Source organism: Niveispirillum sp. FG156 (genome assembly GCF_057809555.1).
In genome coordinates this window covers 24,620-51,579 of sequence record NZ_JBMDKE010000035.1, presented here as the reverse complement: position 1 = coordinate 51,579, position 26,960 = coordinate 24,620, and the positions used below count along the sequence as shown (strand labels likewise).

Genomic DNA, 26,960 nt, shown 5'->3' with positions numbered 1-26,960 from the left:
ACCACCAGGAATACGGTGCCAGCGCCATTTCGCAGGCGCAACCGGATTCCGGTTCCTTGCCGTTTCGTGAAACAAAACCGATGTGATCCCCGGCAATGGCCGGGACCGTGTCAGCCTTCGGAAGCCTTGGAAAGCTTGGCCTCCAGGGCCGCCAGCTTTTCCTCCAGCGCTTCCTGACGGGCCCGCGCCTCGGCGGCGACGGCCTTCACCGCCTCGAACTCTTCCCGGCTGACAACGTCCATCTGGGCCAGGATACGTTCGAACTGCTGGCGAATCTGGCCTTCGACCTCGCCCCGGATGCCGGAGATGGCACCCATGGCCCCACTGGCGACACGGGCCAGATCATCGAACAGCTTGTTTTCCACCTGCATGGCGGGTCCCCTTCAAAAAAGCGCCGCATTATGGGGATAGGGCCTATCCCTGTCCATGGCGTTAGATACGGGTCCGCCCCGCGCCTTGCCGTCATGATCCCCAACCCTCTATATAGGTCGCGTCTTCCCCGCCGGGGATGGAACGTGACGGGATATCGCATGATTTTGGCCATCCCCTTCCCCGACCTGGACCCTGTGGCGCTGGCTCTGGGTCCGATCTCCATCAAATGGTACGGGCTGGCCTATGCCGCCGGCATCGCCTTTGCGCTCTGGTACTGCAACCGGCTGGCGCGCAATAGCGGCCTGCGCCCGACCGAGGATGATCTGGGTGATTTCGTTGTCTGGGCGGCGGGCGGCATCCTGATCGGCGGACGGCTGTTCTCCATCCTGTTCTATAGTCTCGACACCTATATCAATGACCCACTGGAGGCGCTGCGCGTCTGGCATGGGGGCATGTCGTTCCATGGCGGGCTAACGGGGGTCATTGCCGCGATCCTGCTCTTCTCCTGGCGGCGTGGATTTTCGCCCTTCGCGCTGGGCGATCTGGTCGCCTGTGCGGCACCGGTGGGGCTGCTGCTGGGCCGGCTGGCGAATTTCGTGAATGCGGAACTGTGGGGACGGCCCACGGATGTGCCCTGGGCCATGATCTTCCCCACCGACCCCGCCGGTCTTCCCCGCCATCCCAGCCAGCTTTATCAGGCGGGGCTGGAGGGCGTGCTGCTGTTCATCGCCATCTTCCTGCTGGCCCGCAATCCCAATATCCGGGCGCGGACCGGCACCCTGTCGGGCGCGTTCCTGATCGGCTATGCCATTGCCCGTCTGGTTGGGGAATTCTTCCGGCAGCCCGATGCCCAGCTGGGCTTCCTGGCCTTCGGCACCACCATGGGGCAATTGCTGTCCATGCCCATGCTGATCATCGGGGTATGGATGGTGCTGCGCGCGCCGTTCGGCACGCCGGTGCCGGCCCCCGCACCCGCCCAGAAATGACGGGCGCGCTGCATGACCTGCTGGTCCGCCGCATCGCCCTGACCGGGCCGATCAGCATCGCCAGCTTCATGGGCGAGGCGCTGGGCCATCCCCAGCATGGCTATTACATCACCCGCGACCCGTTGGGGGCCAGGGGTGATTTCACCACCGCGCCCGAGATTTCCCAGATGTTCGGGGAGATGGTGGGGGTGTGGCTGGCCGATTGCTGGATCAACCAGGGTTGCCCGGAGCGCGTGCAACTGGTGGAACTGGGGCCGGGGCGCGGTACGCTGATGGCTGACGCCCTGCGCGCCACGGCCCGCGTGCCGGGTTTTCATGAGGCCATCCGCCTGCATCTGGTGGAAACCAGCCCCACCTTGCGGGAGCGGCAGGCGGCGGCCCTGACCGGTTTTACCCCCATCTGGCATGACCGGCTGGATAGCGTGCCCGACGGGCCGATGCTGCTGGTCGCGAACGAGTTCTTTGACGCCCTGCCCATCCGGCAGTTCATCCGCACGCCCGCCGGCTGGGCCGAGCGCAAGGTGGGTCTGAACCCGGCAGGGCAGCTGGCCTTCACCTTCGACCCCAGCCCTGGCGGCGCCCTGCTGACGCCGCTGCACCGGGAAGCGGAGATACCGCCCGGCGCGGTTGCAGAGACCTGCCCGGTGGGCATCGCCGTAGCGGCGGAGATCGGGCGGCGGCTGTCGGCACAGGCCGGGGCCGCCCTGATCATCGATTATGGCTATGATGGCCCGGCTATCGGCGACACGTTGCAGGCCCTGCGCGCCCATCGGCCCGTTGCCGTGCTGGACGATCCCAGCAGTGCCGACCTGACGGCCCATGTCGATTTCACGGCCCTGGCGCAGGCGGCGCGACAGGCCGGCGCGACGGCGCATCCGGGTGTGGGCCACAGTGTCGAACAGGGCGAGTTGCTGCTGACGCTGGGCATCGCGGCGCGAGCATCCGCCCTGTCGGCGCGGGCCACACCGGCGCAGCAGGCCGATATCCAATCGGCACTGACAAGGCTGACGGCGCCCGACAGCATGGGCCGCCTGTTCCGCGCCATCGCCATCACCCATCCGGCGGCCCCCGCGCCCGCCGGCTTTGCCCGTTCGACCGGAGACAGCGCATGATCACGCTTGACCATCTGACCGCCGTTCCCGGCCTGCGCCACGGGTTCTTCACCCGTACCGACGGTGTGTCGACGGGCATCCTGGCCGCCATGAATTGCGGATACGGGTCCAACGATGATCCCGCCAATGTCACCGCCAACCGCGCCCGCGCCGTGGAACTGCTGGGCGTTCCCCCCTCCGCGCTCACCACTGTCTATCAGGTACATAGCCCCGATGTGGTGACGGTCACCGAACCGTTCCCGCACAGTGCGGCGCCCAAGGCGGACGCCATGGTCACCGACCGGCCCGGCATCGCGCTGGGTATCCTGACGGCGGATTGCGTGCCGGTCCTGTTCGTGGACCCGGTCGCCCGCGTCATCGGTGCGGCCCATGCCGGGTGGAAGGGGGCGGTGACGGGCGTGCTGGAGGCCACGGTGGCGGCCATGGTCGCGCTGGGCGCCGACCGGCCCCGCATCCTGGCCGGCATCGGCCCGCATATCGGCTGGGACAGCTATGAGGTGGGGCCGGAATTCCGCGAACGGTTCGTGTCCACCGATCCCGGCCATGACGTGCTGTTCCGCCCGTCGGAACGGGCCGATCACTGGATGTTCAATATCGGCGGCTATGTTCTGGGCCGGTTGCAGGCCGCAGGGTTGGGACAGGTGGAAACCACCGGTCTGGATACGCTGGCGCGGGAGGATCTGTTCTTCAGCTACCGCCGCGCCTGCCTGCGTCAGGAACCGGATTATGGGCGCGGGCTGTCGGCCATCTGCCTGACGTGACTACGCCAATTTCTACCAAAGAGCGTCATAGTCGATCCACTTTTACATTGCATGCGTGTTTTTGCCCGCGCATCATGGGGTCCTCATCGTCAAGGTAGAGGACCCCATGCGCGCTTTCGCCCTGCTGCTGACCGGATTGCTGCTGACACCGCCCGTCTTCGCAGGCGAGGTGACAGAAGTGACGGCGGACAAGCCGGCCTGGCGCAAGGTGGCCCTGCAGCGCATCCCGAAAGCCAGCGAGCTGGTGGTTCTGCGCATCGGCATCAAGGAAGCCAGCTTCCATCAGGGGCGGCACATCGTGGTGGATGTGCCCACCGGCCCCGCCTTCGTCACGCAGATCATGCGCGATCCCAAGGCGCCGCCATCCGAAGACGGGATGCTGTGGTTCGACGGAATCGTGCCCGCCTATGCCTTCAACAGCACCCACCCGGACCTGAAGCTGCGCTTCCTGTTGGATGAAGGGTGCAAGCCCGGCGAGGCGGTGCCGCCGGGCCGGGGTCCCTTGCAAGTGGCAGAAATCCAGGCGCGCCTGACGGCAGTGGATGGGTATTAGAGCAGGTTTACGTTGACTGGAACTACCCCCTATCGTCATCCCGGCGAAAGCCGGGACCCAGCGTAAGGCGCGGTTAGCGCCGATACGATTCATATCGCGGCGGACGCCGCTCTACGCTGGGTCCCGGCTTTCGCCGGGATGACGAAGAAAACGCGTCTCCAGTCAAAAGAAGTCCGCTCTAGTTCACCACCTGCCAGGACCCGTCCGGCTGCTGGCACGCCGTGCCATAGGCATCCTCGGTGCGGCCACCGATGGTCACCTGCTGCTGGAATTCGCGGCAATAGGCACCGTCGGCGGCGCGGCCTTCACGCAGCGACGTGACGGCGCCCGTCGCCCGGCCATCGGACCAGACGATGGGCTGGCCGATGGGGGCGAAGGTGGCGCGGACCTGCGCATCCTCATGCGCACGCTGCTGCGCCTCCGACAGGGAACTGAGCGCCACCAGGCTGATCGCCGTCAGGCCCAGGAAGAACAGGGCGTCGTCATCGCTGCGGTAGCGGCCATAGCCGGAATACCAATGGCCATAGGGCCGCACGACAACCACATCGCGGTAGACGCGGCGGCGGGCCGGCGGCACGTCCCAATGCCGGACCGGATAGCCGCCATGGGCGTACCAGCCCGGCGGCGGGGCGCGGTAACGATAGTCGCGGTCGCCCCAATGTTGATCACGCCGGTCATCGCGGCGGTCGTAACGATCATCGCGGCGGTCGTCGCGACGATCATCGCGATCATTGCGCCGGTCATCCCGGTGATCATGACGGTCGTCGCGGTGCCCGCGCCCGTCCCGGTCCCAGTCGCCGGCCATGGCCGAGGGCGTGCCCAGCGACAGGGCCAGAACCGCCGTCAGCGTCAGTTTTCCAAAATCGCGCAACCGCATGATAGCCTCACCAGCAATCGGGACGTCCGTAACGAACGTCGTTCATGCTGATAAGGTGCGCCCGGCTCTGGGCGAATTTATGGCAACCGCGCATGCCTCTTTCGGGTGGGGGAGCGGCAGGGTCCATTGACAGAATCCAGCCATTTCATGTTGTTTCCAATAGGCGATGATCTAAGGGAACGCGTGGAAATGGCCGCAGGCGAGATCAAGACGGGTACTATCCAGGATGATACAATCATTGGCGGGAACCTGGATGACACGATCACGGGTGTTTCCGGCAATGACAGCCTGTCGGGAGGCGATGGCAATGACAGCCTGACCGGCGGTGCTGGCTATGACACGCTGGATGGCGGCGCGGGGGATGACCGCATCGACCTGACATCCGCCGCCTATGGCGATATCGACCTAGCCTATGGCGGGGCGGGCAATGACACAATCACCAGCAGCCTGGGTGAGGAACAAATCGATGGCGGGGCCGGCGATGACGTTCTGACCGCACAGCGCGGCACCATCGTCGGCGGCACCGGTGCCGACATCATCACCCTGTCCGACGGCATCGCCAGCGGCGGCAGCGGGCGCGACCGGTTTGTGATCGGCGCGCTTGGCAATCCCGACCAGGGACAGGAATGGTCGGTCACCATCACCGATTTCGCGGTGGGCACATTCGGGGACAGTCTGGATCTGACCGGCATCCTGTCCAGCTTGACCGGATACACGGGTGGCAATCCGTTTGGCCGCTTCCTGTGGCTGGAACAAAGCGGCAATGACACGCTGCTACGCCTGGACCGCGACGGGGCGGGTGCCACCCATGCCACGCAGACACTTGTCACCTTCCGCAACCTGACCCTGTCGGCCCTGAATAGCGGGCATTTCACGGGCGGTTTCAAACCAACCACCCGTATTGATAACGAAATCGCCACGCTTCAAGGCTCCGACGGTGACGACACGCTGGCCGGCGGCTGGGGCCCGGATACGATCACAGGCGGGGCCGGGAATGACGTCATCTCCGACACCAGCAGCCAAGGCAACAACCTGTCGGGCGACGATGGCAATGACACCATCACCGGCGGTCGGGGCGCCGACACGATCAGCGGTGGGGATGGCAATGATGTGATCTTCCCCGGCGGCGGCAATGACAGTGTCACCGGCGGCAATGGCGACGACCTTATCGACAGTTCATCGAACCCCGACTTCTATAGCAGCATCCTTGATGGCGGGGCCGGCAACGATACCATCATCAGCGGGTCCGGCTTTGACCAACTGTCGGGCGGCGACGGCAATGACATTCTGACCGCCGTGAACGGCACCCTACAGGGCGGCATGGGCGACGATGTCTTGACCATGGCGGGTGGCCGGGCCACGGGCGGTGGCGGGCGCGACCGGTTTGTCATCACCGACTATCGACAGGCGCCCAATTCCATATCCGAACTGTTCATCACCGATTTCACGCCCGGCGCAGGCGGCGACACCCTGGACCTGACGGCCATCCTCTCCACCCTGCTGGGGTACAAGCCGGGTGCCGATCTGGCCCGCTATATCTGGCTGGGCCAGATCGGGGCCAACACCCATATCCTGATTGACGAGGATTCGGGTGGGGGTCAGGCCGGGCGGACCCTGGCCGTCCTGGCCAATGTCCAGGCCAGCAGCCTGGTGGCCGGGAATTTTGCGGGCGGCATCGTCGCCACCACCCGGTTCGACCAATCCGACCTGACCCAGACGGGAACCGATGCCGGGGAGACGCTGGTCGGCGGCCATGGCAACGATACGATCCGCGGCAATGGCGGCAATGACTTCATTTCCGACGCCACCGGCACCAACAACCTGTCCGGCGGCAGCGGCAATGACACGATCCGCGGCGGCGGCATCAATGATGTCATCAATGGCGATGACGGCAATGACGCACTGACCGGTGGCGTCGCGGCCACCATCAACGGTGGCGATGGCGCCGACCGGATCAGCGGCGGCATGAACAGCCAGTTGTTCGGCGGGGCCGGCAGCGACACGTTGATGGGATCGGAAGGGTCAGAACTGCTGGAAGGCGGCGATGGCAGCGATGTCCTGCAATGGTATTCCGACCCGATCTATGCCCTGGGCACCGGCGATGCATCGCCCGACACGATGCGCGGTGGTGCCGGCAACGATATCATCCGCAATGCCGGCAGCGGCGACCTTGTGTTTGGTGACGATGGCAATGACACGCTGATTTCCACCTATGGCGCATCGACCCTGGATGGCGGGGCCGGCGATGATGTGATCCAGGCCAGTGCGGGCAGCCTGACCGGCGGCGCCTGGGCTGACCGTTTCGCGCCCGCCGGCCTTTCATCCGTGTTTAGTGGCCTCCCCGTCACCACGGTGACCATCACCGATTTCGACAAGGGCGCCGACGTGATCGACCTGTCGCGGGTGATGCCGAACCTGTGGAATATCGAATCGGGCGCGCCACTGGGCCGATATCTCTATCTGGTCAAGGATGGCAGCGACACGCTGCTGATGGTCAATGCCGATCCTCTGTCCCAAAACCCGTATGTCAAGAGCCCACCAGGGGCCTTGATCCGCTTCTCCAACATTGACCCAACGGCCCTGACCGCCAGTAATTTCATTCAGGATTTCGACCCCACGTCGAAGGATTTCCAGCCCGTTACGGTCACGGGCGGCGCCGGCTCCGATCTGCTGCTCGGCAGTTTCAGCAATGATCGGATCGTGGGTGGTGGCGGCATCGACGCTGTGCGCTACGCGGGCAGCGCCGACATGATCGGGCGACAGATTTTCATTAATGATATCTGGCAGTCGGAGGGGCAGTTCCACTACCGCGTCACCGATACAAGGGCCAATGGCAACGGTATCGACGAACTGTTCGGGGTGGAAATCGCCGTTCTGGGCAATTACGCGATCCCGCTGCGCGCACCGCAGCCGAACACGCCCTATCGCCCCTATGACACCACACAGTTTGATGAAGCCGCCTATCTGGCGCTTTATCCTGACGTGGCGGCCATGGTCAAGGCGGGCCAGTATGCCAGCGGGGAAGCCCATTATCTGGCCGTTGGCCGGGCGGAATTCCGCGCGTCACCGGCTCGGCTGGATGGCACGCTGGTGCTGTTCGATGAGTCCTTCTATCTGGCCCAGAACCCCGACGTGGCAGAGGTCAGCGGCGTCGGGCGCGCCTTCCGCAGCGCGTGGGAGCATTATCTGCAATATGGCGCTCGCGAGGGGCGTGATCCCAACATCTTCTTCGACACGGACTGGTATCTGGCCACAAACAAGGATGTGGCCGCTGCGGGCATGGATGCCCTGACCCACTATAACACCTATGGCTGGAAGGAAGGGCGCGACCCGTCACGCTGGTTCGATACCAGCACCTATCTGGATGACAATCCCAACGTCGCGGCCATGAACATGAACCCGCTGACCCATTATCTCCTGTACGGCTATGTCCAGGGCCGGGCGGTGGCCATTACCGAACTGGGATAGAGGTTAAGCCCAGCCTGCCCACAGATGCGCCGTGGCCAGACTGCGCCACGGCGCGAAGGGGCGCATCAGGGCGTCTTGTTCCGCAGGGCCGGGCCGATGGTCCAGCCCATGGAAATTCTGGAGCGCCGCCGACAGACCCGCATCCCCGATGGGGGCGACATCGGGAAAGGCACAGGCACGCAGCAGGACATAGGCCCGCGTCCAGGGACCGATCCCCTTCACCCCCGTCATCGCCGCCTCTGCCGTGGCGGCATCGCCATGGGGCAGCCCTTCGAAATCAATCCCGCTGCGCGCGGCATTGATCAGATAGGCCGCCTTGGAGCGGGAGAATTTCAGCGTACCCAGAAGGTCGGGGTCCAGGGCCGCAATGCCGGCGGGCGTGGGATGCGCCTTCATGCCCGACGCGTGCGGGATGCCCGCCAGTTCGATCAGGGTGCGGCGCAGCTGCCCCGCGAAACGCAGATTGACCTGCTGCCCCACCACGGCCCAGCACATGGCCTCGAACACCCCTGCCGTCTGCGGCAGGCGCAGGCCGGGGCCACAACGCGAGAGCAGGCGTTCCACCTGCGCATCCTGTGCCGCAAGCGCCTCCAGCCCCGATACATCGCCCGACACGCCCAGCATGCGGGCCACGGACGCCGACAGGCTGCCCACCTCTGCATCCGTCAGGTCGGCGGGATCGGTAGTCAGAGCGGCATGGGTGGGGTGGATCGTGATATCGACCCGGATAGCCCGGCCCGCCGGGGCCAGGATCTTGGTGATGACATTGCCGACTACCCGTTCCGACAGCCCATCCGGGTCGCGACCATGATAGGAAAGCACCCAATCGGCACGGTAACCGGCAGGCAGGGCGATATCGGGCAGGTGTGCCATAGGTCAGCCCGCCACCAGCAGACCGTCGCGCATTTCCACCACCCGGTCCATGCGCCGCGCCAGATCCAGATTATGGGTGGCGACCAGGGCACCAAGCCCCTGCCCCCGCACCAGATCGCCAAACAGGGCGAACACTTTTTCCGCCGTGTGCATGTCCAGATTGCCCGTCGGTTCATCCGCGATCAGCAAGCGCGGGCGGTTGGCCAGCGCGCGGGCGATGGCCACACGCTGCTGCTCCCCGCCCGACAGTTTGGCCGGGCGGTGGCCGGCGCGGGCGGACAGGCCGACCAGGCCCAGCAACTCCTGCGCGCGGGCCTTGGCGGCGGATCGGGAGGCACCGGCCAGCATCTGCGGAATGATGATGTTTTCCTCTGCCGTGAATTCCGGCAGCAGGTGATGGAACTGATAGACAAAGCCGATCTTGTCGCGGCGGATGGCGGTGCGTTCAGCGTCAGACAGCCCGTCTGCCTTCTGGCCTGCAATCTCGATCCCGCCCTTGTCGGCGGGTTCCAGCAGGCCCGCGATATGCAGCAGGGTGGATTTGCCGGCCCCGCTTGGCCCCACCAGGGCCACCATCTCCCCCGCCCGGATGGCGGCATCGACCCCGCGCAGCACATGCAGCGGGGTTTCCACTTGGGTAAAGGAGCGGTGAATGCCGGTCAGGCGCAGGACAATCTCAGCCATTTGTCACTCGTATCGAAGGGCTTCAACCGGGTCCAGCTTCGCCGCCCGCCAGGATGGATACAGCGTGGCCAGCAGCGACAGGGCCACGGATGCAACAGCCACCTGCGCCACCTGCCACGGATCGGTGAAGGAGGGCAAGGAGGACAAAAAATAGATGTCCGAATTAAACGGATCGACACCCGTGGCGGCCTTCACCAACTGCCGCACCTGTTCCATATGGCCCGACAAGGTGACGCCCAGGATCAGGCCGGCGGCGGTGCCAGCGATACCGATGGAGGCGCCGGACATCAGGAAGATGCGCAGGATGGTGCCGCGACCGGCCCCCATGGTGCGCAGGATGGCAATCTCCCGCCCCTTGTCCTGCACCATCATGATCATGCCGGAAATGATGTTGAAGGCCGCCACCACCACGATCATGCCCAGGATCAGGGACACGACATTGCGCTGCGTCTCGATGAAGCTGAAAAAGGCGCCGTTCACCTGCTGCCAGTTCTGGACATGCAGGCCGGCGGGCAGGCGCGCCGCCACATCACCCATGCGGGCAGGACCCAGCGCGGGATCGGTGAAGGTCACCTCCACCGCCGTCACGTTGCCGTCCAGCTGAAAGAATTCCTGTGCCGTGGCGAGGTCCATCAGCACCAGCGTGTTGTCAAACTCCGACACGCCCAGGGCCACGATCCCGGTGACGGTGAAGGCCCGCGACCGGGGCGGGCCGCCGCCCGCATCCACCTGCGGCGACAGGATGGTGACGCGGTTACCCAGCTTGATCCGGCCATTTTCGGCCATGCGCTTGCCGATGGCGATGCCGTCGCCCTCTGCCAGGGTGCCCTCCACCAGGGCATCGGCAAAGGCCGGGCGGGCGGCCATGTCGGCAGGGCGCAGCGCCTTGACCAGCACGCCGCCGGCAAAGTCGCGGGTGGAGAGAAGCCCCTGCGCATCCAGGCTGGGCATCACCGACACCACGCCCGGCACACCGCGCACCCCCTCCACCAACGCGTCGGACGCCTGGAACGGGCCATACTGGCCCACGGCCACCACATGGCCCTGGAAACCCAGCACGCGGGACAGCAGGTCGCGCTGAAACCCGTTGAACACCGACAAGGAGATGATCAGCGTGGCGACACCCAGAGCGATGCCAAGGAAGGAGAAGCCGGCAATGACGGAGATGAACCCCTCCTGCCGGCGCGCACCCAGATAGCGAAAGGCAATCCAGCGCTCCAGAATGCCGAACATGCGGGAACGGTCAGCCATGGCGCAGCGCCTCCACCGGGTCCATCGAGGCCGCCCGGCGGGCGGGATAAAGCGTGGCCACCACCGACAGGAACAGGCCCAGCGCCACCACCAGGGTAACCTCCGACCAATCAATGATGGCCGGCAGGGTGGTCAGGAACAACAGCATCTGTGACCCCGCAATGCCCGGCACCTGACCCAGCGCATAACCGATGGCCTGCACATTCACGGTCAGCAGGATACCCAGGGCAAAGCCGACCAGCGTGCCGACAGCCCCGATGGAGGTGCCGGCCAGCAGGAAGATGCGCGACACCGACGCCCGCTGCGCCCCCATGGTGCGCAGGATGGCGATGCTGGCCGCCTTGCCACGCACCAGCATGACCATGGAGGAGACGATATTGAAACTGGCCACCAGGATGATCAGGGTCAGCACGACGAACATCGCCACCCGCTCCACCCCCAGCGCGGTCACCAGCCCCTTATTGGCCTGCCGCCAGTCGGTGACGGTAAAGCCGGGGCCCGCCGCCGCCGACAGGGTGGCGCGCATCATGTCCACATCGCGCGGATCGTCCACGAACACGTCAATGGCGCTGACCCCCTGGCCCATGCGGAAAAACGCCTGGGAGGCCGGCAGCGGCATATAGATCAGGTTGGCATCCTGTTCGGGCATGCGCAGATCGACCACGGCGTAGACGGGAAATTCCTTTCGCCGCAGCATGGTCCCGAATGCGGTCACGGTGCCCTTCGGGCTGATCAGGGTGACATTGCCGCCCGCCGAAATACCCAGCGACCGGGACAGGTTGAAGCCCAGCGCCACCCCATCCTCGCCCAGGTCGGACAGGCCACGGATAACGCTACGCCCCACGATGGGCCGCGTCTGAAAATCCGCGACCGCCAGCCCGCGCACCTTCACGCCGACGGCGCGGCCATTGACGGTGGCCAGCGCCTGGCCCTCCACCACGGGCATCATCTGCGTCACCCCGGGGGCGGTGCGCAACCGCTCCATCAGGGCGGCGTAGTCGGTCAGCGGCCCGCCGCCGGCCACACTGACGGCGGCATGGGCCGACACGCCCTGGATACGGCTGACCAGCTCGGCCCGGAAACCATTCATCACCGACATGACGATGATCAGGGTCGCCACGCCCAGCGCCACCCCGATGAAGGAGAAGCCGGCGATCACCGACACCGTCCCCTCCTGCCGCCGCGCCCGCAGGTAACGCCATGCGACCATACGCTCAAAAGGGGTGAAGATCATTGCGGCCCTGGATACGGGGTTGGCTGTGCCGTGGGTTTAGCCTTGCTTATAGGCGGAAATGGGGCCGGGGCGGAAGGGTGGTGGCATCGGTACACACATTAAGGCAATTGGCGGCGCTTGACGACAATAGGTCAGTTGACCTAAATTATGTTTTAGGTCAGTCGCCCTAGAGATCATCATGCCCGATACAAGCACACAGATCGTGGAAGCCGCCGACGCGCTGTTCTATCAGCGCGGGTTCGACCATACGTCGCTGGCAGATATCGCGGCGGCGGTGGGGATTGCGCGGGGCAACCTGACCTATCATTTCAAGGCCAAGGACGAGATCCTGGCTGCCGTCATCGACCGGAGGCTGGCCAATACCCAGGCCATGCTGGACGCGTGGGAAGCGGCGGGAGACGGGCCGGCGGCGCGCATCACCAGCTTCATCCATATCCTGATCGCCAATCAGGCGAAGATCATGGCCCATGGCTGTCCCGTCGGCACCCTATCGAACGAGTTGGCCAAGTTGAACCATGCCGCGTTGCCCGACGCAGCGCGCATCTTCACCCTGTTCCGTTCCTGGCTGGCGCGGCAGTTCACGCTGCTGGGCCATGATGGCGCCCGCGCCGACGAACTGGCCCTGCATCTGCTGGGCCGCAGCCAGGGGGTGGCGACGCTGGCCACCGCCTTCAAGGATGAAACCTTCATCCGGCGGGAAGTGGCGGCGATGCGGGATTGGCTTTCCACCCTGGCCCAGCAACACTGAGGGTACGACATGAACAAGACCCTGCCCGGCCCCGATGGCCGCCCCCGCTGCCGCTGGTGTGCATCGGCACCGGAATTTCCGCATTACCACGACACGGAATGGGGCTTCCCCGTCGCCGATGACCGGCGGCTGTTTGAGAAACTGTGCCTGGAAGGGTTTCAGTCGGGCCTGTCCTGGCGCACCATCCTGGCCAAGCGGGAGAATTTCCGTGCAGCCTTTCATGGGTTTGAGATTGATGCCGTGGCGGCGTTCGGGCCGGCGGATGTCGAACGGCTGCTGGCCGATGCCGGCATCGTGCGCCATCGCGGCAAGATCGAAGCGGTCCTCAACAATGCCCGCCGCGCCCAGGATTTGATCGCCGTCCAAGGGTCATTGGCCGCCTGGTTCTGGCGTCACGAACCGCCGCCGGGCGAACATGGGGCTCCGCAATCGGCCTCCACCTCCCCCACGTCGGCAAGGCTGTCCAAGGACCTGCTGAAGAAGGGCTGGAAATTCGTCGGCCCCACCACGATCTTCGCCTTCATGCAGGCCATGGGCCTGGTCAACGATCATGCGGAGGGCTGCGTAATCCGCGAGGAAGCGGCGAAGGCGCGGGCGGCATTCCGGGTGCCGGGGCGGTAGAACCGGCCCCTTACTGTCGTGCCTGCCAGAGAGCAGGGTCGCGACGCTCATGGAAAATTGCGATAACCCTGGGAACGCCATCAGCATCAATGACGAAAAACACGTCATACGGGTATGATCGCAGCCGTGCCCGCCTTACCCTTGGCGATACCCAGGCGAACAGGGCCGGACGTTCTTCAATAAGCCGCAGGAGTTGATAAAGCTTTTCCCTAAACCGGTTCGCTGCTTGGACGTTGCTGTCAAGATACCATTGATAGGCGGATCGGATGTCAGCCTGCGCGGCACGCGATATCGCGATCATGAGCGGGGGTTGGCTTCAAGCGTTTCCAACTCCGCCAGGACATCCGACCATTCCAGCCATTCAACCCGACCGGCATCAATATCGGCCAACCGACGCTCCAATTCCCTCCGGTGACTGTCTGGCAGGGGCAGTTCATCGGGGTCCAGGCTATCTACCAAGCGCTCGATCAGTTCCAACTTTTCTGCGGTGGTCAGCTTGTCGATGGCAATGGCTAACATGACACCCTCCGTTGACTGAGTTTGATGTTCGCACCGGCCCATTCCCCTGTCGAGCTTGCAATAGAAAAGGGGCGGCACGATGGCCGCCCCTTCCCGTTCAAACAAGGCCTGGCCGCTTACACCATCACCTTGGCCAGCGCTTCTTCCAACGGCAGTTCCAGCTTTTCGCCCGTAGCGCGGCGCTTCAGTTCCACTGTGCCAGCCTTCAGGCCACGGGGGCCGATGGTCAGTTGCCAGGGGATGCCGATCAGGTCCATGTCGGCGAACTTGGCACCCGGGCGTTCGTTGCGGTCATCATAGATGACGTCCAAGCCGGCATCCTGCAGGCGAGTATAGAGACCATCGCAGGTGCTGCGGCAGGCCTCGTCATCGGCCTTCAGGTTGATCAGGGCCACCTTGTAGGGGGCCACCTGATCGGGCCAGATGATGCCGGCATCGTCATGGCTGGCCTCAATCAGCGCCGCCACGACGCGGGACACGCCGATGCCGTAGGACCCCATCTCCACCGTCACCGGCTGCCCGTCGGGGCCGGTCACCACAGCACCCATGGGGGCCGAGTATTTGGTGCCGAAATAGAAGATGTGCCCCACCTCGATCCCGCGCGCGGTGACCAGATCGGCGGGTGCCTTGGCGGCGTCGTGCATCTCCTCCGTCGCGGCATAGATGGAGGTGTATTTGGTGAAGAAATCCTTCAGATCGCCATTGGCGTCGGGATTGTCGGCCAGCACGTCCATGTCCAGCCAAGCCTTATCGCAGAACACCTGGCTTTCGCCCGTCTCGGCCAGGATGATGAATTCATGGCTCAGGTCGCCGCCGATGGGGCCGGTATCCGCGCGCATCGGGATGGCCTTGATGCCCATACGGGCGAAAGTGCGCAGATAGGCCAGGAACATCCGGCGATAGGACAGGCGGGCGCCCTCGGCATCCAGATCGAAGGAGTAATTATCCTTCATCAGGAATTCACGCCCGCGCATCACGCCGAAGCGGGGCCGCACCTCGTCCCGGAACTTCCACTGGATATGGTACAGGTTGCGCGGCAGATCCTTGTAGGACTTCACGAAGGTCTTGAAGATGTCGGTGATCATCTCCTCATTCGTGGGGCCGAACAGCATCTCGCGGTCATGGCGGTCGGTGATGCGCAGCATCTCCTTGCCATAGGCCTCGTACCGGCCCGACTGCTTCCACAGGTCCGCCGACTGGATGGTCGGCATCAGCAGTTCCTGCGCCCCGGCGCGGTCCTGCTCCTCGCGCACGATCTGGCTGACCTTCTGCAGCACCTTCCAGCCCAGCGGCAGCCAGGCATAGATGCCGGCCGAGGTCTGGCGGATCATGCCGGCCCGCAGCATCAGACGATGGCTGACGATCTGCGCCTCCGACGGCGTTTCCTTCAGCGTGGGCAGGAAGTAGCTGGACATACGCATGGGACGGGAACTCACGGGATTGGAGTGACGATGGCGCGGACTTTATGGGCTGGCGGCGTCAGGAGCAAGCGGGCAAGCAGAGGAGCGGCCCTGCCTAGAGAAAGGCATGAACCCGACCCGTATCGTTCAAACGGCGGACCAAATCCACCGCCTGTGCGTCTGACCTGCCATTCTTTCGTGCTGCTGCGACGATATGCATGGCCTCACCACGCAATCCGCAGGCAAAGATGCCGGGATCGTCACTGCCAAGCGTAACCAAGGGCCGCTCTCCTTCCCCATCAAGCCAACGGAAAAGGTGGTGTTCGCTATGGTCGCGGTAATGGGAGATGCGGACATTGCTGGTAGGCAGCGTCTCGATAACCACCCCGCGACGCTTCAGATCTTCTAGCACCTGTTCCTGCATCTCCCACAGCAATGCCGGCGGGATTTCGCCAGTCTCCACTTCCACGAACTGGCGTCCTGAACGAACCGCTTCGGCACGGTGATAGCGACGCCAGAGATCGAAAACGCGCGGGTTTCTGAGCCGCGCATCAAGCAACAAGTCAAGTTCAGCGATATCATCGGCGTCGATCCGGTCGTTCAACCCCGTCTCAGTCACAAAGGAAAGCATCCTGGCGTCCAGCCCCCGCAATCGCCACGCTTCGTGCAGCAGATGGATTTCCGGTTCTTCATTCAGGATAGCCGTGGAGTGCTGGGCAATCTGGCGATGAATGCGGGGAAGCAGGGCCAACGCCTTTCGGCTACCTATCCGCAGCAACTGCTCATCAATGAACAGAAGATCATCCAGCCGATCCTGCTTTCGCATGCAGAACCGCGCGGGCATGCGCCCGAGCCAAAGTTCTGGATCAATGCCGATGGCCGTCCCGTGGCCAATGCGGTTACCTTCACTGAGGTCCAGGAAATCCAATGCCTCGTGGACAGCACGCATGCCTGTCGTCAGGTGCGGGAAGTCTTCCCCGACATGGAAGGTGAAGTGCAGCAGACCGCTGCGGCGTGCAGCACGAAAGAGAGGTGCAAACACCTCTGGCGGTGCATGCATCTCGTTGGCAGCACCATCGATGCCTGTGATGAAATGTCTGGCGAGGCTACGCTGCGCACGCAGCGTGCGCAACACTCGCCATTGTCTGGCAAACCTTCCGCGCAGGCCATGAAACCGGCAAAGGATGTCACCACCACTGTCGGTCCTTGCCAGTTCATCCGATTTGATGAAATGAGCGATCAGACGCAGGAGGGGCCGGACCGGCTGCTGCTCCAGCCGCTCAGGTGGATCGCCCAAACGCAAACGCGGGCGGGCGATCGGTGGGGCCCCTCCGACAGCCAGAACCTGATCGCGCAGAAAACCCTCATATCCCCGAAGAATGTCCATAAGCAGTTGTTCTGATTCAGCAAGGCTGCTACGTGGCGCAAATCTTCCCTCCAACAGGGCAATATCGCTTGATGGACCGTTGCAAAGTTGGTGGAAACGTTCCCGATAGTCACCACCTTCTGCATCATTGCGCGTGCCGGTAAAGGTGAATTTTTGAAACTGATCAAACCCCTTCTGTTCCACCGTCTGCACGGCGAACGGCAGCAGCGTGGCGTTCAATGTCAACAGATAACAGTGCAGGACCCTGGCCAGCCACTCGTCAGGACCAGCCCGGAGACGGGTCAGGACGGCGCCCAACAAGCCTGCCTCAAGTTGTAGATCACTGAGATCACTGCCCGGAGCGAGGCGATGCAGCGGGTGCCAGGTTCCCGGAAACATTCCGTCCAGGAATTGAAACTGGGCCAGATCATGATCGCCGGTCAACTGGCCGACAGATCGTTGGTTAGGCATGAACGCGGTCACCGGCACTTCCCGCGCCAAAGCCGTGACACTTACGGACATGGCCAACCGCAGACGCCGTGCCATATCCAGCCGGGCCCCCATCTCCGGCGGCGTCAAGCCAGGCTCAACCTGCTCGTAAAGTTCGCGCAGCATCTCCCGCTGGATGGGCACCTCTCCCTTGAAGGTCAAACTGCTATCCAGGTTATGGCGAAACCGGTAGGGGCTGCGAAGACTCACCTGCCAGAGCTTGTCGATCTCCGTGCTACCGTTCAAGTGAAGATGCGTCTCGTACAACCCTTCGCGCTGAATCAAATCCTGAATAGGCGGGTGAAACGGCGTGACAAGTGCTGTATGGCGGAACTGCGCGCAGTCCTGCTCCATAAAGGTAGCCAGGGCCACCCGACTGCCGCCGTCCAATGGCCGCAGCCGCGCCTTGACAAGAGCGTACACGGCAAATGGCAGAGGGGCAGTACGCGCCAGTTCGGTCTGCCAATCGCTGAAATGCTGCATCCGCGCATACACGCGCCCATCCCGTACATGCAGGTACTGATCGGCCAGAGTATCAAACAGGCGCAGTATCACCGCCTGAACACCCGGCAATTCATGATCGGCCCCGACCCGAAGCTGTCGCCAACCGCGATAAATCTGATCGGGCAATGACGGGTTCCCTTCCCGCTCACGCAGGAACGCCCTGCGCAGAACGGTAGCGACATTGGGGGCCTCGCCACGCCGATAATCAGCCAGCGTTTCCGTATCAGACAGCAGATGGCGCAGGACCTCGGTAGCCATGGCTTAAGACGAAAGACGGGAACGGGTGCGACGACCTGAGGCATCAGACGGCGTAGCCCCATCTGGCGCTGATGAGGGAGTGCTGGATCGGATCACTGGTATTGAGTTATATAAATCATATAAATTTTCAAAATTTACGTGCGTGCTCAACTCGCCATCGTTGCCAGCTTGATCTAAATGAAACTGAAGCTGCCTGACATGATAATATATTTTATAATATGAGTCAATACTATTGGCGCATAGCGGGTATTTTTCAAATATATCTGATCTTGTGTTTAAAAAAAATCCCCAAATAGGAAAAGACCAAATGCGAGTAAAATATGAAAGACCTTCTATTTTTGATAGGTTTCTTTTAAAAATCTCATCGTCATTTATAGGATTTTTCGTGGTCACGACCCCCAGTCCCTTTCTATGAAGCGCTTCTTCAACAAGCACCGAATTCAAATATGCAACTATGTGGCGATGCATCAATTCGCCGAGATAAAAATTGTTGGACTTTGTATCTTCATCTATGCTCGACAGACTATTCATAAAACGCGCATAGATACGAGCATGTGTATCCGGCGGCAACAAATCCTCCCCCGCCAAATTTGCATTATTCACCCACTCACGTAGCAATTTTATCACCGTAAAATTATCCAATTCTTCGATATTCTCCGGATCGTGGTCAGTGGCGCTTCCAGAAAACAATTCGTCATCCAGGACAATTTGCGGGTCGCCTTCATCACCAGTCAAAATCCCTCCCGCATCCCCTACAGGCAAGGGGTAAGATCGTGTTAATCCATCCTCTCGCAGAATGTTAATAATGTCAGTCTCCGTACAGTGCGCGGGTAAATCCAAGAGACGCCCCATGACCGCAATCAGCCTATGAATACTGAAATAGGTTGGCTTCTCCCCGCTCGTGCGCATGCCACGCAACACCGGAAGCCCAGCCACCCATTTGTCAACATGATTCTGAACGCTTTTAAGCATAGAATCCGAGTCATTATAATAATTTCCTATTATACTATACCTAAGTATATTTATATCATTATATGATGCCAATTCATAAATCTCCTGCACTCCTTTTATGAAAAAATACCCTGGGGATTTCCTGGGCGAAAACTTCAATATATCTTGAGTTGCCAACGGCTCCACTCCATGGATAGCAAGCGCCAATTTTGAAGCGCCCCTTGCACTTCTATTGTATACTTGGACTGCACCTAGGCGTTGGGTGCGATCCTTACCAAAAGAACCTACGATCAAGCGAGAAGCAATACCGCTCAATGATTGGCTGCGCGACAAGCCCGTGTAAGAGATGAAGCCACGAAGCAGATCATTGTGCCCCGTGCCGGCGAGCATTTCCGGAAGCCGCGCGGTCAGCAGTTCATGCGCCAAGCATATTCTGATCCCGTAGTGGACGGCGAGGCCGGGACGACGCCGGAAATTCCAGGTCAACCATACATTCAAGGTCAGCAGGACGAGATCCAACTCGTCAACTTCCTGATTTGGATATAGCGAGTGACCATTTGCCCAAAGCCCCCGCTCGGTCAGCAATTGCACCAGTATTGAAAATACGCCGGTACCATCCGCTGCACTCAACGCATCCGGCGACACCCCTACGCGCAGCAGCAAATCCGTGAATACCGTCGGCAATGCCTGCTCATCAAATGAATCAAGCGTATCAAGAGTGGGGTTAAAGCGCTGTAAAACTTGCAGCACTGTCCGCAACGGTTGACGCAGGATCAGCTCGGCGACCTCACGCGTGTAACGTCGGGATATGCGAAATCCCTGCGCCACCAGCAGTTCCATGAAAGCTGTCAGCGTTTCTGGTCCTCCACCACTGGTAGCAACAACACGTATCGGATCGGCCATCAGCCTGTTCATCGGTAGCAAGCCAATACGACTATCAGCCCGCAGGAGTTTGAGCAGATACTGGCCCTGCAGGTGATTGACCATCTCCCGGATTCCGGCCTTCTCCGGTTCATCATAGCTTGGGTAATGTTCGCTAAAATTCTTCCACTGCCGGCCTCGGACCAGCATGGCATAAAGGTCCATGTCACCAGAGAGGATCGTGATCAGGTTGGGCGAGGTCAGGTAGCGGCGCAGCATTTCGAGAATGGGCCAGCCGCGCCGGAAGTCGGTGTCAATATCATCAAGTGCGAGAATGAAGGCGCGTTTTTCAAGAAACTTGAGGCTGACGATCAGGAACTCGTGGAATTCCCGTTCCAGCCCCTTGCCTGCCCCCGCCTTGTCCAGTCCCTGCTGCATGACATAGACGGCATCCTCCCAGGCATCGGTGTGAAGCGGCCGATCGGTACCGATGTCCTTCAGCAGCACCATGCCCTTGGCCAACGCCTTCAGCGCCTCCTGCCACTCACGATAGCTGGGACGGCGCCGGCCATCCCCATCGCCATATCGCTCGCGGTGGGCCTCGACCGCCTGCTTGACCTTCTTCACGATAATGACGAACAGATGTTCTTTCCGCTCGATCAAGGTCGGATCGACGACACCCAGCCGCACCACCGACCGGCTAAGCTGGTGGCCATCGGAGCCCAGCGCCTCATCCAGTTCACCACGCTCCAGCAACGCCAAGGCATTACGGATAAATGACGTCTTACCGCTACCTCTCCCACCATGAATGGTAATCGTGCTGTGGCGACGATCCATAAAAAGTGGTGTACCATCAGCATCCACCAGCTCTTCATCGGCTATGTTATAGTCAAGACGGGCCTGAGCATCCAGAATGCGTTGCCGCAGCAGGCTGGCAAAGCGCTCCAAAGCCCGCCGCTGCACGATCTCGTTGAATTTAAGCCGTCTTACATCCTGTGGCTTTGAAAGGTCGATGATGATTTCGGCTGGAGCGGTGGTCATGGTATGGTGCCATGCTGATGTGATTATTCGCCTTCCGGTATAGCGGAGATACGCCCAGAGCACACCACTAATATTACACTTCCCATCATCCAAACACGAATATAGAGTATGAGCCATATGCAATAATATTAAGACTTTTGATCATAAAAATTTGAACTCTATCGTATTCTGAATTTAGTGATTCAAATAAATTTTAATATAATTTAAAATAACAGTCGAATACATTGAGAGAAAACCCTAAGTATTAAAGAGATAGCTCTTCAATAAGCATGTAAAATCGCGTCCGACATTGCCACCCCCGGCAAGGTGATGACAAACCGGCTGCCCAGGCCGGGGGCCGTTTCCAGCACGATGGAGCCGGAAAGCGGACCCGCCACCAGATTATGCACGATATGCAGGCCCAGGCCGGTGCCGCCATGCTCCCGGCTGGTGGTGAAGAACGGGTCAAAGGCCTTGGCGCGCACGGTATCATCCATGCCCCGGCCATTATCGGCGACGGTGATGATGGCCGTGTCGGCGATGGCCGACAGGGTGACAGTGAGGGTCCCGCCCTGCCCCGCCGGCCAGGCATGCTGGATAGCGTTCAGCATCAGATTGGTCAGGACATTGACCATGGCGCCCGGTTGCACCAGGGCGGTCAGGTCCTTCACACCGTCAATATGAAAGGCGATCTGCGCATCCCGGAACCGAGGCTGCAGGGGGGCGGCGGCTTCGGCGACCAGGGTGGACAGGCGTTGACGCTGCTTCGGCCCGGCATATTCTTCTGCCGAGACCTGCTTGAAACTCTGCACCAGTCGGGCCGCGCGCTGCAAATTGGCCTGCAACACCCCCATCGCCTCCCGCCCCGTGGCCAGGAAATCGGCAAGCGCGCCGCGCGTCAGGGCCTTGGCCTCCACCTGGGTGGACACACCCCCCATCTCCTCTGTCAGGAAGGTGGAGGTGGTGATGGCCACGCCCAGCGGCGTGTTCAACTCATGCGCAACACCAGAGACAAGGCGGCCCAGGCTGGCCAGCTTTTCCTCCTGCACCAGCCGGTCCTGGGTGGCGCGCAAATCCTCCAGGGCGCCGGCCAACTCATCCTTCTGCCGGGCGATGACCTCGGTCCGTTCCGCCACCTCGCGTTCCAACTCCCGCTGGCGCCGGCGTAGCGACAGGGTGCGCAACTGCACCGCCCCCCAGGCCAGGGCCAGCAACGACAGCAGGGCCAGGGCCCGGAACCACCAGGTCTGATACCAGGCGGGCAGCACCGTCACCGGCACCACCAGCGCCTGTTCGGCGAACAGTCCGGCCCGGTTGCTGCCCCGCACCTGCAACCGATAGGAGCCGGGCGACAGGTTGGCATAGGCGACATGGCGGTGATTGCCATCGCCCGCCGCCCATTGTTCCTCAAACCCATCCAGACGGTAGAGGAAGCGGGTGCGATCGGGGGCGGTGTAATCCAGGGCCGCAAATTCCACCGACAAGGACCGCTGATCCGGCAGCAGGCTGAGGGTCGGCGGGGCCGGCAGGTTGAAGGGGTCGGACGGCACGGATTTGCCATCCACGCGCAGTTCCGTCACCACCGTCGGCGCCAGCATCCGCCACGCGTCCAACCGGTCGGGACGGACCACGACCAGACCGTCACGCCCGCCGAACATCATCTGTCCATCACCGTCCATCGTGGCGGAATTGGCCCAGAAACTGCCCACCCCCACGCCGTCAGGCCGGCCAAGCACCTGCACAGACAGGTTATCGCCATTGATCACGGCCAGACCGGCATCGGTGGATGCCCAGATGCGCCCCGCCGCATCCTGCCGCAAGGCATTGATCAGCAGGGTGGGCAGGCCATCGGAAAGGCCCAGGCGGCGGAACTTCGCCGGCTGCCCCGGCTTCCACCCGGCCTCCATAATGTTCAGGCCGCCACCCAGCGTGCCGACCCAGACACGGCCCCTGGCATCGGTCAGGATCGCGGTAATGAAATTGTGGGAGAGCGAAGCGGGATCAGCCGGGTCATTGCGGATACGCTGAAACCCGCCGGCGGGATCGCGGTAATGCAGGCCGGCATTGCCCCCCACCCACAGCCCGCCATCGGGACCCGGTGCCAGCACCCGCAGACGGTTATCGATCAGGGAACGCGCATCGCCCAGCCTGGTGCGGTCAGCCTTCATGGCGCCGGTGGCAAGGTCGAGCGATAGGAGGCCATCCGCCGCCATCCACAGCGTATCGCCCTGGCGCATCAGGAACCAGACCGCCGCATTGGGCGCGGGCGGCGGCAGGGCCACCGGCTCCACCCGCGCCTGACCGGGGCGGCGGCGGAACAGGCCCCGCTGCGTTCCGATGAAGGTGGTGCCGTCGGACGCCATTTCCAGCGCCAGCACGGCCCCGTCGGGCAACCCGCCACTGCCGGGGCGGATGCCGTCGCGCGTCCCGGTGCCGGGGTCCAGAATGTCGATGCCATTGGCCTGCAACCCCGCCCAAAGCCGGCCATCGGGCGCCAGCATCAGGCTGCGGACCTGCGGGTCGGACAGGCGGTCGGCGCGGATATGGGAGGCGGGAACCGACAGTACCGCCTGCGTCTGCGGGTTGCGGCGGCAGACCCCGCCGCCCCAGGTGCCGACCCACAGGATGCCGGACCGGTCGACCAGAAGGGCGCGCACATCGCTGGCGACCAGCGAACTGGACAAGGTCGGGTCGTTGCGGCGGACCAATACCTTGCCCGTTGCCACATCCAGTTCCACCAGACCGGCCCCTTGCGTGCCGATGACGATCCGGTCGGGCGACAATTCGGCCAGGGCGTGTTTGGCCACGGGGGCGGAGGCCGGGTCGCCATCGCCCAGCAGGGGGAACAGTTTCTGCTCCCCCGTGGCGGGGTCCCACATGGCGACACCGGGGAACTCCCCCGTCACCCACAGCCGGCCCTTGCCATCCCGCAGCAGCCCCTGAATCGGTGCGTCGGCGGGCACGATACCGCCCAGGGAGACAGGCGTGGCCAGATCGCCCGACGGATCAAACCGCACCAGCCCGCGCCCGCTGGCCAGCAGCAGGCCACCATCGGGCAATTCAACCATGTCACGGATCTGATCCAGCGGTGGACTGTCCGGTTCCGGCCCGCGCCGCGTGTAGAAGCGGCCCGTGCCCGTGGCCGGGTCGCGGACATGTACCCCGCCCACCGTACCTGTCCATAACCGCCCCTGCGCATCGGTCAGGATGGATAGGATGGACAGGTTCTGCAGCCCTTCATTGGCGCGCACAAACCGGTCGGCGGCAGCGTCATAGCGCGCCAGCCCGCCGGCATTGGTGCCAACCCACAGCACGCCCTTGGGATCGACATGCAGGGCCGTTACATAACTGTCGGGCAGGCTGTCGGGATTGCCGGGATCGCTGGTGTAATGGCGGAAGCGGTGGCCGTCGAACCGGGCCAGCCCACCACCCGTCCCAAACCAGACAAACCCCGCCCGATCCTGCGCGATGGCACCCACCACATCATTGGGCAGCCCCTGTTCGCGGCCCAACCGTTCGAACAGGGGTTCGGAAAAGGCGGACCAGTCGGCGGCCGGGGCAATCGGCGCTGCCAGTATGGCAACCAGAAGGGCGGCGATGCAGCGCGCCCGTTTGTTCCACGATTGCGCAGAGTGCGACCGATCAAAGGACATTGCTGTAACCGGCCCGTTAACCCGCTGGCGAATGACGCCACCATAGCAAGTCGAGGAACGGAGGGAAATCCTCATAGAAGCGAAAGATCATCATCCTGCAATCTTAACGGGCTGCGGCTATGATATGCCAAACCGCCACCCATTCATTGAAAGGCCCGGAAAGAGCGAACGCATCCCAGGCGATCCCTGACCATGCGCGTTGACGCAAGTACATCCCGCCACCAGTATGGCGCAAACAATCAAGGCGCGGGTTATGGCAGAAATTGACCTGATCTACATTAATCTGGACCGCGCCACGGAACGGCGGGAAAGCCTGGAACAAAATATCCGGGACGCCAATTTTTCCAGTGCCTGGCGGGCGCGCCGCTTTCCCGCGGTGCAGGCAAATTCCGAACAGGTCGCGCAGATGCCCGGTTCCGCCTCCGGTAACTTGAAGGGCAATTGGCTCAGCCATATTGGCTGCATGTGGCAGTCCATCAGCAATGGCTGGGGGGCACATCTTCTGATCGCCGAGGATGATGCCAAATTCTCCAGCACGGCAGAAAATGTGGTCAATCTGGCGGTCAACCAGTTGCCTGCCGATAGCTGGGATATCATCTTCCTCGACCTGATCATTGGCCGCGCCATCGACATGCCCTACTTCTTTTCATTAAGGCAAAGCTGCGCGATGAATGACAATAGTTCAGTCATTGTAAATATGAACTGGCTTCATGACCGCTTCGCCCTTACGGGTGCCGGCGCCTATATTGTCAATAAGGCCTCACTGATCAAAATATTCAAACAATTCAATGTCGATGAAGTATCCGTCGCCTATGATGTCGTCCTGCGGCACATGATCATGAAGGATATGCTCAAGGCGTTTGCCGTTTTTCCTTTTCCGGTGACGGTCAGCGCCCACAGCGATACCCCCACTGTCGACCATACCGATGCATGGGTCTATGAATGCAGCCTGATGAATGAATTCCGGCGCCTGATCTGGACAGAGTCCGAGTTACAGCTTCAAAAGCGGGCGATCGAGCGCGGTGAGGTGACACCGGATGTCGAGAAGTTCCAATCCATCTTCAACCGCCTGCTGAGCATTCAGCACGGCGTCATTTGATGGGGCAACCGCCCCCCTTCACGCCGCCACCAGCTCAAACTTATCCACATCGACCAGCCCCGTGCCGGTGCTCTTCAGGTGCGGGATCACCGGCAACCGCAAGAAGGTCTGCCCATGCCGATCTTGACCCTTCCTGCGACAACATTCATGCTACATGTAACGAGGAGGCCGATATCATGAGCATGTCAGGCGCCATGCGAGTACAGAAGCATCGCGCGCAATTGCGCGCCGCAGGCCTCCGCCCCATCCAAATCTGGGTGCCCGATACACGCCGCCCCGGCTTTGCCGAGGAATGCCGGCGACAGTCCCTGTCCCTGCGCGATGATGCGCAGGAACGGGAGGTTGGGGAATGGCTGGAGCAGGTCGCCGATCATGAGGGGTGGGAATGAGGCGCGGTGACGTTGTCACCGTCGTTATCCAAGGCGACTTCGGCAAACCCCGCCCTGCCCTGATCATCCAGTCCGACCTGTTCAGCGAACATTCCAGCGTCACCATCCTGCCCATCACCAGCGACCGGCACGATAGCGCGCCGCTGTTCAGGCTGAATGTAGAGCCTGACGCCGGCAACGGCCTGCGCCTGCCCTGCCAGATCATGGTGGACAAGGCACAGACCGTACGGCGGGAGAAGATCGGCAACCGGATTGGGCGGTTAACCGATGACCAGATGGTTGCGGTCAATCAGGCTTTGGTGCTTTGGGTGGGGTTGGGGTAAAGAACAATGCTACGACTCTTCAATATCTGATCCAAAAATTTCATCATTCATGAGTAAAATCCCATCTCCAATCTCAATACCAACCATTAAATTTGAAGAAATGAATATCTTTACGATTCTTCTGCACGATCTATCAAATATAGCAACGAGATAGAACATCTTTCTAATCATAAATTCACAATCCTGAGCATTCATATCACCCGCCCAGATACCATTACGATATATTTTATGAACAAACCAATCTCTTTGCCTTTTTATCCAGCGGAGATAATTAATATCTTCTTCAGAGAAATCAGATTTCCTGAGATAATCAATTAAATTTCCGAACGTTTTTCCCTGCAAAACATTACTTTTTTCGGACATTTTTTCGATAAAGCTAAGCGCATCTGGCTGTGCTAGAATCCCCTTTGAATCCAGTTTTGAACACATAGACGAGACATTAATTATTTGGTTCTCAACTCTATGAATTCCAGTGATAACATGCCCCATTGCACACAGATAGGCCATTCTAGCAGCCTCATCCGTAGAACATGACTGCATATATTTCCTAAAATTCTCGACATACCCCTTATTCTTCACAACCAGCCT

General features: G+C 61.7%; 23 protein-coding genes. 10 read left to right on the top strand and 13 right to left on the bottom strand.

Annotated features, from left to right (window positions below):
* Positions 1–110 precede the first annotated feature (110 nt).
* The gene (locus ACODSP_RS20680) at positions 111–371 is read right to left on the bottom strand and encodes an accessory factor UbiK family protein (RefSeq protein WP_292910008.1); all 261 of its coding nucleotides are present in this window, start codon (positions 369–371) and stop codon (positions 111–113) included.
* A 159-nt stretch (positions 372–530) separates the two neighbouring features.
* On the opposite strand from ACODSP_RS20680, the gene lgt reads away from it, so the two are divergent.
* The 4 genes from lgt (at position 531) to ACODSP_RS20660 (ending at position 3,784) form a co-directional block, all read left to right on the top strand.
* Positions 531–1,358, top strand: coding sequence for a prolipoprotein diacylglyceryl transferase (lgt, locus tag ACODSP_RS20675; RefSeq protein WP_488967435.1), 828 nt, complete (start codon positions 531–533; stop codon positions 1,356–1,358).
* Positions 1,355–2,470 (top strand): class I SAM-dependent methyltransferase, encoded by a 1,116-nt coding sequence (locus ACODSP_RS20670; RefSeq protein WP_488967434.1) that lies wholly within the window; start codon positions 1,355–1,357, stop codon positions 2,468–2,470. The genes lgt and ACODSP_RS20670 overlap by 4 nt, the downstream gene beginning before the upstream one ends.
* Positions 2,467–3,231, top strand: coding sequence for a peptidoglycan editing factor PgeF (pgeF, locus tag ACODSP_RS20665; protein ID WP_488967433.1), 765 nt, complete (start codon positions 2,467–2,469; stop codon positions 3,229–3,231). Before ACODSP_RS20670 ends, pgeF begins: the two co-directional genes overlap by 4 nt.
* 106 nt (positions 3,232–3,337) lie before the next feature.
* A complete protein-coding gene (locus ACODSP_RS20660) occupies positions 3,338–3,784 on the top strand; it encodes a hypothetical protein (protein ID WP_488967432.1) in 447 nt (148 codons plus the stop codon).
* A gap of 178 nt (positions 3,785–3,962) precedes the next feature.
* On the opposite strand, the gene ACODSP_RS20655 is transcribed toward ACODSP_RS20660, so the two are convergent.
* Positions 3,963–4,661, bottom strand: a complete 699-nt coding sequence (locus tag ACODSP_RS20655) for an RT0821/Lpp0805 family surface protein (protein WP_488967431.1) — start codon at positions 4,659–4,661, stop codon at positions 3,963–3,965.
* Positions 4,662–4,850: 189 nt separating this feature from the next.
* Between ACODSP_RS20655 and ACODSP_RS20650 the strand changes: the two genes are divergently transcribed.
* Positions 4,851–8,129 (top strand): beta strand repeat-containing protein, encoded by a 3,279-nt coding sequence (locus ACODSP_RS20650; protein WP_488967430.1) that lies wholly within the window; start codon positions 4,851–4,853, stop codon positions 8,127–8,129.
* A gap of 3 nt (positions 8,130–8,132) precedes the next feature.
* Here ACODSP_RS20650 and ACODSP_RS20645 read toward each other — a convergent pair whose 3' ends face one another.
* Genes ACODSP_RS20645 through ACODSP_RS20630 form a run of 4 tightly spaced genes read right to left on the bottom strand, consistent with a single transcriptional unit; the run spans position 8,133 to position 12,171 of the window.
* Positions 8,133–9,002: a DNA-3-methyladenine glycosylase family protein gene (locus ACODSP_RS20645; protein WP_488967429.1), complete on the bottom strand. Its 870-nt coding sequence runs from the start codon at positions 9,000–9,002 to the stop codon at positions 8,133–8,135.
* A 3-nt stretch (positions 9,003–9,005) separates the two neighbouring features.
* Entirely contained in the window at positions 9,006–9,686 is a 681-nt protein-coding gene (locus ACODSP_RS20640) for an ABC transporter ATP-binding protein (RefSeq protein WP_488967428.1), read from the bottom strand.
* A 3-nt stretch (positions 9,687–9,689) separates the two neighbouring features.
* Positions 9,690–10,937, bottom strand: a complete 1,248-nt coding sequence (locus ACODSP_RS20635; RefSeq protein ID WP_488967427.1) for a lipoprotein-releasing ABC transporter permease subunit — start codon at positions 10,935–10,937, stop codon at positions 9,690–9,692.
* The gene (locus ACODSP_RS20630; RefSeq protein ID WP_488967426.1) at positions 10,930–12,171 is read right to left on the bottom strand and encodes a lipoprotein-releasing ABC transporter permease subunit; all 1,242 of its coding nucleotides are present in this window, start codon (positions 12,169–12,171) and stop codon (positions 10,930–10,932) included. Before ACODSP_RS20630 ends, ACODSP_RS20635 begins: the two co-directional genes overlap by 8 nt.
* Positions 12,172–12,349: 178 nt before the next feature.
* Here ACODSP_RS20630 and ACODSP_RS20625 point away from each other — a divergent pair, with 178 nt between their 5' ends.
* Together ACODSP_RS20625 and ACODSP_RS20620 are read left to right on the top strand one after the other, a co-directional pair.
* The gene (locus tag ACODSP_RS20625; RefSeq protein WP_488967425.1) at positions 12,350–12,919 is read left to right on the top strand and encodes a TetR/AcrR family transcriptional regulator; all 570 of its coding nucleotides are present in this window, start codon (positions 12,350–12,352) and stop codon (positions 12,917–12,919) included.
* A gap of 9 nt (positions 12,920–12,928) precedes the next feature.
* Positions 12,929–13,540, top strand: a complete 612-nt coding sequence (locus ACODSP_RS20620) for a DNA-3-methyladenine glycosylase I (RefSeq protein WP_488967424.1) — start codon at positions 12,929–12,931, stop codon at positions 13,538–13,540.
* A 10-nt stretch (positions 13,541–13,550) separates the two neighbouring features.
* Here ACODSP_RS20620 and ACODSP_RS20615 read toward each other — a convergent pair whose 3' ends face one another.
* The 6 genes from ACODSP_RS20615 to ACODSP_RS20590 all read right to left on the bottom strand — a co-directional run bounded on the left by ACODSP_RS20615 (position 13,551) and on the right by ACODSP_RS20590 (position 24,561).
* Positions 13,551–13,841 carry a type II toxin-antitoxin system RelE/ParE family toxin gene (locus ACODSP_RS20615; RefSeq protein ID WP_488967423.1) on the bottom strand — a complete coding sequence of 97 codons (291 nt, stop codon included), beginning with the start codon at positions 13,839–13,841 and terminating at the stop codon, positions 13,551–13,553.
* Positions 13,838–14,059 (bottom strand): addiction module protein, encoded by a 222-nt coding sequence (locus ACODSP_RS20610; protein WP_488967422.1) that lies wholly within the window; start codon positions 14,057–14,059, stop codon positions 13,838–13,840. The genes ACODSP_RS20615 and ACODSP_RS20610 overlap by 4 nt, the downstream gene beginning before the upstream one ends.
* 116 nt (positions 14,060–14,175) lie before the next feature.
* A complete protein-coding gene (proS, locus tag ACODSP_RS20605; protein WP_488967421.1) occupies positions 14,176–15,480 on the bottom strand; it encodes a proline--tRNA ligase in 1,305 nt (434 codons plus the stop codon).
* A 94-nt stretch (positions 15,481–15,574) separates the two neighbouring features.
* Positions 15,575–18,076, bottom strand: coding sequence for a hypothetical protein (locus ACODSP_RS20600; RefSeq protein WP_488967420.1), 2,502 nt, complete (start codon positions 18,074–18,076; stop codon positions 15,575–15,577).
* Between the two features lie 3 nt (positions 18,077–18,079).
* Positions 18,080–20,929, bottom strand: coding sequence for a hypothetical protein (locus ACODSP_RS20595; protein WP_488967419.1), 2,850 nt, complete (start codon positions 20,927–20,929; stop codon positions 18,080–18,082).
* A gap of 260 nt (positions 20,930–21,189) precedes the next feature.
* A complete protein-coding gene (locus tag ACODSP_RS20590) occupies positions 21,190–24,561 on the bottom strand; it encodes a sensor histidine kinase (protein WP_488967418.1) in 3,372 nt (1,123 codons plus the stop codon).
* Between the two features lie 253 nt (positions 24,562–24,814).
* Between ACODSP_RS20590 and ACODSP_RS20585 the strand changes: the two genes are divergently transcribed.
* The 3 genes from ACODSP_RS20585 to ACODSP_RS20575 all read left to right on the top strand — a co-directional run bounded on the left by ACODSP_RS20585 (position 24,815) and on the right by ACODSP_RS20575 (position 26,372).
* The gene (locus ACODSP_RS20585) at positions 24,815–25,660 is read left to right on the top strand and encodes a glycosyltransferase family 25 protein (protein ID WP_488967417.1); all 846 of its coding nucleotides are present in this window, start codon (positions 24,815–24,817) and stop codon (positions 25,658–25,660) included.
* Positions 25,661–25,836: 176 nt separating this feature from the next.
* Complete coding sequence (locus tag ACODSP_RS20580) at positions 25,837–26,049, top strand: antitoxin MazE family protein (protein WP_488967416.1); 213 nt, start codon at positions 25,837–25,839, stop codon at positions 26,047–26,049.
* The gene (locus tag ACODSP_RS20575; RefSeq protein ID WP_488967415.1) at positions 26,046–26,372 is read left to right on the top strand and encodes a type II toxin-antitoxin system PemK/MazF family toxin; all 327 of its coding nucleotides are present in this window, start codon (positions 26,046–26,048) and stop codon (positions 26,370–26,372) included. Before ACODSP_RS20580 ends, ACODSP_RS20575 begins: the two co-directional genes overlap by 4 nt.
* Before the next feature lie 9 nt (positions 26,373–26,381).
* Here ACODSP_RS20575 and ACODSP_RS20570 read toward each other — a convergent pair whose 3' ends face one another.
* A complete protein-coding gene (locus tag ACODSP_RS20570; protein WP_488967414.1) occupies positions 26,382–26,951 on the bottom strand; it encodes a hypothetical protein in 570 nt (189 codons plus the stop codon).
* Positions 26,952–26,960: the final 9 nt, after the last annotated feature.

Excerpts from the sequence above, each read along its gene's own strand:
- ACODSP_RS20680 (WP_292910008.1), bottom strand. The coding sequence starts at position 371 with ATGCAGGTGGAAAACAAGCTGTTCGATGATCTGGCCCGTGTCGCCAGT.
- lgt (WP_488967435.1), top strand. The coding sequence starts at position 531 with ATGATTTTGGCCATCCCCTTCCCCGACCTGGACCCTGTGGCGCTGGCT.
- ACODSP_RS20670 (WP_488967434.1), top strand. The coding sequence starts at position 1,355 with ATGACGGGCGCGCTGCATGACCTGCTGGTCCGCCGCATCGCCCTGACC.
- pgeF (WP_488967433.1), top strand. The coding sequence starts at position 2,467 with ATGATCACGCTTGACCATCTGACCGCCGTTCCCGGCCTGCGCCACGGG.
- ACODSP_RS20660 (WP_488967432.1), top strand. The coding sequence starts at position 3,338 with ATGCGCGCTTTCGCCCTGCTGCTGACCGGATTGCTGCTGACACCGCCC.
- ACODSP_RS20655 (WP_488967431.1), bottom strand. The coding sequence starts at position 4,661 with ATGCGGTTGCGCGATTTTGGAAAACTGACGCTGACGGCGGTTCTGGCC.
- ACODSP_RS20650 (WP_488967430.1), top strand. The coding sequence starts at position 4,851 with ATGGCCGCAGGCGAGATCAAGACGGGTACTATCCAGGATGATACAATC.
- ACODSP_RS20645 (WP_488967429.1), bottom strand. The coding sequence starts at position 9,002 with ATGGCACACCTGCCCGATATCGCCCTGCCTGCCGGTTACCGTGCCGAT.
- ACODSP_RS20640 (WP_488967428.1), bottom strand. The coding sequence starts at position 9,686 with ATGGCTGAGATTGTCCTGCGCCTGACCGGCATTCACCGCTCCTTTACC.
- ACODSP_RS20635 (WP_488967427.1), bottom strand. The coding sequence starts at position 10,937 with ATGGCTGACCGTTCCCGCATGTTCGGCATTCTGGAGCGCTGGATTGCC.
- ACODSP_RS20630 (WP_488967426.1), bottom strand. The coding sequence starts at position 12,171 with ATGATCTTCACCCCTTTTGAGCGTATGGTCGCATGGCGTTACCTGCGG.
- ACODSP_RS20625 (WP_488967425.1), top strand. The coding sequence starts at position 12,350 with ATGCCCGATACAAGCACACAGATCGTGGAAGCCGCCGACGCGCTGTTC.
- ACODSP_RS20620 (WP_488967424.1), top strand. The coding sequence starts at position 12,929 with ATGAACAAGACCCTGCCCGGCCCCGATGGCCGCCCCCGCTGCCGCTGG.
- ACODSP_RS20615 (WP_488967423.1), bottom strand. The coding sequence starts at position 13,841 with ATGATCGCGATATCGCGTGCCGCGCAGGCTGACATCCGATCCGCCTAT.
- ACODSP_RS20610 (WP_488967422.1), bottom strand. The coding sequence starts at position 14,059 with ATGTTAGCCATTGCCATCGACAAGCTGACCACCGCAGAAAAGTTGGAA.
- proS (WP_488967421.1), bottom strand. The coding sequence starts at position 15,480 with ATGCGTATGTCCAGCTACTTCCTGCCCACGCTGAAGGAAACGCCGTCG.
- ACODSP_RS20600 (WP_488967420.1), bottom strand. The coding sequence starts at position 18,076 with ATGGCTACCGAGGTCCTGCGCCATCTGCTGTCTGATACGGAAACGCTG.
- ACODSP_RS20595 (WP_488967419.1), bottom strand. The coding sequence starts at position 20,929 with ATGACCACCGCTCCAGCCGAAATCATCATCGACCTTTCAAAGCCACAG.
- ACODSP_RS20590 (WP_488967418.1), bottom strand. The coding sequence starts at position 24,561 with ATGTCCTTTGATCGGTCGCACTCTGCGCAATCGTGGAACAAACGGGCG.
- ACODSP_RS20585 (WP_488967417.1), top strand. The coding sequence starts at position 24,815 with ATGGCAGAAATTGACCTGATCTACATTAATCTGGACCGCGCCACGGAA.
- ACODSP_RS20580 (WP_488967416.1), top strand. The coding sequence starts at position 25,837 with ATGAGCATGTCAGGCGCCATGCGAGTACAGAAGCATCGCGCGCAATTG.
- ACODSP_RS20575 (WP_488967415.1), top strand. The coding sequence starts at position 26,046 with ATGAGGCGCGGTGACGTTGTCACCGTCGTTATCCAAGGCGACTTCGGC.